2 protein-coding genes are annotated in these 4367 nt (G+C 51.6%); both read left to right on the top strand.

What is annotated here, in order from left to right; translation table 11 throughout:
- Window positions 1-344: 344 nt before the first annotated feature.
- A complete protein-coding gene (locus tag V7680_RS14990) occupies window positions 345-3254 on the top strand; it encodes a TonB-dependent receptor (RefSeq protein WP_335654064.1) in 2910 nt (969 codons plus the stop codon).
- 342 nt (window positions 3255-3596) lie between these two features.
- Window positions 3597-4238, top strand: a complete 642-nt coding sequence (locus V7680_RS14985) for an IS4/Tn5 family transposase DNA-binding protein (RefSeq protein ID WP_335654063.1) — start codon at window positions 3597-3599, stop codon at window positions 4236-4238.
- Window positions 4239-4367 lie beyond the last annotated feature (129 nt).

The raw sequence follows: 4367 nt of genomic DNA, 5'->3' as shown, positions 1-4367 counted from the left end.
TCTGGAGGATAGTGCTGAGCAAACAATAACGGCTGAAGCCTTCTACCAGCTATAAGCTGGTGAGTTTCCTTCAAAGGTGAGACATTAAAATTACAAAATATGGCCCTGCCGAGAAATCGGCAGGGCTTTTTTGTAGTAAAATTGCATCAATTTACCTGTGTATGGTGCGAAAATGGAGCAAAACTAGATGTTTCACGATTTGAGTCTGGACTTAATCGCGCGATTAGTTGAGTAATAACGGAACGGGGAGGTGCGTAAAAATATCACTCTCCGAGAACAAAATTGGGATTTGGGAGAGAGAAATGCGTAAGTCGTTATTATTAGCCGCCACAGCTATATCTACAATGTCCGTACCTGCCATGGCGCAGGACCGTGACGATGGTGCCCTTGATAGCAATGTCATTATCGTGACCGCGCAGAGGCAGGCACAAAGTGCCCAAGATGTACCGATTGCGGTTTCCGCATTTTCCGGGGCAGCCTTGGAAGCCCAGCAGATCGAGAACAGTTCCGATCTCCAGCTGACACTTCCAAACATCACCTTTACCAAAACCAATTTTGTCAGTTCCAGTTTTACAATTCGCGGGATCGGCGATCTTTGTGTCGGCGCATCTTGCGATCAAGCAACTGCCATTCACTTGAACGATTCGCCTCTTTTCGCGACGCGACTTTTTGAAACAGAATTTTTCGATCTTGAGCGCGTCGAAGTGCTGCGCGGTCCGCAAGGTACATTGTTTGGACGCAACGCTACTGCAGGGGTGGTCAATGTTGTAACTGCCAAGCCGAGAATGGGCGAGTTCCAAGCTTCTGGTGATGCCGAATATGGCAATTACAACGCAATCAAAGTTAAAGGCATGGTCAACTTACCGCTCGGCGATAACATCGCCTTTCGTGGTGCGGGCGTTTATGTGAAACGCGATGGCTATACGACCAATCTCAACGGCGGCCCTGATCTTGATGACCGGGATATGTACTCGGTGCGTGGTTCGCTGCGTTTCGAACCAACTGCGGATACCACGATTGACCTTTATGCTTCCTATTTCCGCGAAGATGACAATCGTATGCGGATTCAGAAGCAATATTGTCAACGTGACCCGACAGGCATCTTGGGTTGTTTGAACAGTTCTCGCAATGCAGAATCGTTCAACGCGAACTCGACTATTGCGGCTACATTATCGTCGCGCGAATTCCTTGCAACTCAGGGTATTCCAACGGCTTTTGCTCTCGGTAGTCTTTACGGTCCAGACCAATATGCAGGTGTTTCCGTTCCCGCGGATCCGCGGACGGTCAACACGGCCTTCACGCCGGAATATTTTGCCAGCGAGTTGACGTTCCAGGGCAAGATCGAACATGATTTTGGTCCCATCAGCGCGCAACTTTCCGGTACCTACCAGAAGGTCAAGCTGGATTCTCGGCAGGACTATAACAACAATATTGGCCGCCGGGACATTTATGCAACTGGATTAAACACGCTTGCTGCAGCTGCAGCTGGTGCGATCCCAGGTCTTCCTGCAGCTTATTTTGCACCTCTTGCTTCTGCGATCATTCCTGACGGCCCGAACGGCGTGCTTTGTACTTCAGATACTGATACCATCGGTCTCGGGGTATTTGGGGGCAACAGCATTTGCGACGCAACACCGCTTCAATTTGACCGGTCGAATCTGGATAACAGCAGTTGGTCCGTCGAGGCGATCATCTCAAGCGATCTGGATGGTCCGTTCAACTTCCTGGTCGGCGGTATTTATGCCGACTCTCATCTGACCGAGAACAGCTATTATGTGAACGCCTTCGGGCTCGATTATGGGGCAGGTTTGCTCGGCAGCTTCATTTCGCTTGCCAATGGCTTGCCGCCTTCATTCCTCGGCACGCCATATTATCGCAACCATTCGGATGATCTGACGGTCAAATCCTATGGCCTGTTCGGCGAAGTCTATTTCGATATCAGCGACAAGCTGAAACTGACGGGTGGACTGCGTTACAACAACGACAAGAAAAAAGTTAGAGCGCGTACAACGCTGGCAGACTTCCTTGTGCCATATAGCCAAACAACCGATGCATTTGAATCACCATTCGTCGGATCTTTGGATGCCGATCCAGGTATACCCGGTAATCAACTTTTCCAGAATCGGGAGGTCAAGTTCAATGAAATCACTGGCCGTGCGGTGCTTGATTACAAAATCACCGACGACAATCTGATCTATGCATCCTATTCTCGCGGTTATAAGTCAGGTGGTATAAATCCGCCACTGCAGCCAATTTTCGCAGCTCCGGAATCCTTCCGGCCCGAGCAGGTCGATGCGTTTGAAATCGGATCGAAAAATACATTTGGCGATGGGGCTCTGCAACTCAACCTGACTGCATTCTACTATAAATATAAGGGTTTGCAGCTCAGCAAGATTGTTGCTCGGACCGCTGTAAACGAAAATATCGATGCCGATATTTACGGTGCGGAAGTCGAGGCGATCGTTCGCCCTGATCCGGACTGGATGATCAACATGGGCTTCAGCTATCTGCACACCAAGGTCAAGGGCGATACGTTTAACAGCGATCCGCGCGATTTTGGCGGAGGCCGGTCGGATGCGGTCATCATCAAGGATATTACCAATGCATCCAATTGTGCGGTGGCTTCCACGTCCGGAAATGCAGCTGGTGTAAATGCTTTTGTCAACACGATAAATGGTGCGATCAATGCCGGTCTGGTGCCGGGACTTGCACCTGGAGCAGGCCTGCAACCAACCACGGCATTCCCTGCTGATGGTGGCATTGCTTCAACCGGCGCATTCGGTATTTGCGGCGTGCTGGAGGCGGCTGCAGCTGGCGCATTTGCAGGAGCTGGCGTTGTTCCGGCGGCATTCGGTGGGATCGAATATTTCTCTGCCGGTGTTCCCAAGAACATTCGTGGGAACCAGTTGCCACAGGCACCTCAGCTGAAATTCTCCACTGGCGTACAATATACCATGAACTTTGAAAATGGCATGAACCTGGTCCCGCGTGTCGACCTTGCTTATACCGGTGAGAGCTTCGGCAGTATTTTCAATGGCAATGTCAACAGAATCAAAGGTTATGCGCAGGCAAACGCCCAGATTCAGTTGAACGGTACGGATGACCGCTGGTATGTTCGTGGATTTGTCCAGAATATTTTCGACAGCAACTCGGAGACCGGACTATATGTCACCGATCAGTCGTCGGGCTTGTACACGAATATCTTCTCACTTGAGCCACGCCGCTATGGTATTGGAGCTGGCTTCAAGTTCTGATCTGAAAAGAACAATAATTGAAGAAAGCCCTGCCGGGAAACCGGCGGGGCTTTTTTTGATCATCTAAGATGCCTTTTGGCGAAAGCGCGACCTGATCCGGATTTTAGATATATCTCGAAATTGGCAGCCATTTTGCGATCAGGAAAGCCGTGCATGGAGACTAACTCCCAAGGGCGATGCGTGCTGTAAGCGTGGCGAGGACCTTCCAATTACCCACAAGTCGTCGCACGTGTGATTCCATTGGCCGCGCGGACCTTGCTCACGTGGAATCGGGTATGATTCATCCTCTGGCACCTGAAATAGCTGACGGGGTGCACAAGGGGGAATTCTGGTTTCGACGCAGTGAGATGGGCCGATGGGGAAGTTGATCTCAACGCATTTCGCGACAAGCGTCTGGGCGAGCGGCTTAGAACGATGCTTGAGCAGATGGCGGGAGCGATTGGCGCGCCAATCCCGATGGCATGTCGGGACTGGGCCAATACCAAGGCAGCTTACCGCTTCCTATCTAACGGCTCAGTGAACGAAGGCGAAATCCTCGCCGGACATTTTCAAGCTACACGGGCGCGTATTGGAACGCTTGAAGGGCCAATCCTCGTTCTACAGGACACTACTGAATTCTCCTATCAACGCCGCGCGCCGGAAAAAATCGGTGCAATCGGTCTGGCACCGAGCCGACGCCATAAAAATGGCAGGCTACGGCTTCATACGGTCTGTGGTCTGCTCATGCATTTTAGCCTTGCGATCACGACCGAGGGATTGCCGCTGGGTCTGACAGCGGCAAAATTCTGGACCCGTACCAAATTCAAGGGCACCAACGCGCTGAAACGAAGGATCAATCCTACGCGTGTGCCGATCGAGGAGAAGGAAAGCTACCGCTGGCTCGAGAACATGCGTCAGTCGACCGCTATGCTGGGCGAGCCCGAGCGACTGGTCCACATCGGCGACCGGGGGAGTGTCAGTAATTTCGTGTGCGGGCGGGCATAATGGGTAAGAAGGAGACTCACTATGTCACGACGCAAAGAACCTGTGATCCCGCATGAACTTCTCGATCAACTGCTTGCCGGCAGCGATGCCAGCTCTGTTTTTGAACAGGGCGGTTTGCTGGATTCGCTG

The sequence above is a fragment of the Parasphingorhabdus sp. genome, assembly GCF_036963705.1.
In the GTDB taxonomy this organism is placed as follows: domain Bacteria; phylum Pseudomonadota; class Alphaproteobacteria; order Sphingomonadales; family Sphingomonadaceae; genus Parasphingorhabdus.
The sequence above is the reverse complement of the archived record's forward strand: the minus strand, read 5'-3'. Positions and strand labels throughout refer to the sequence as shown.

Coding starts and splice junctions, on each gene's coding strand:
- V7680_RS14990 (WP_335654064.1), top strand. CDS start 345: ATGTCCGTACCTGCCATGGCGCAGGACCGTGACGATGGTGCCCTTGAT.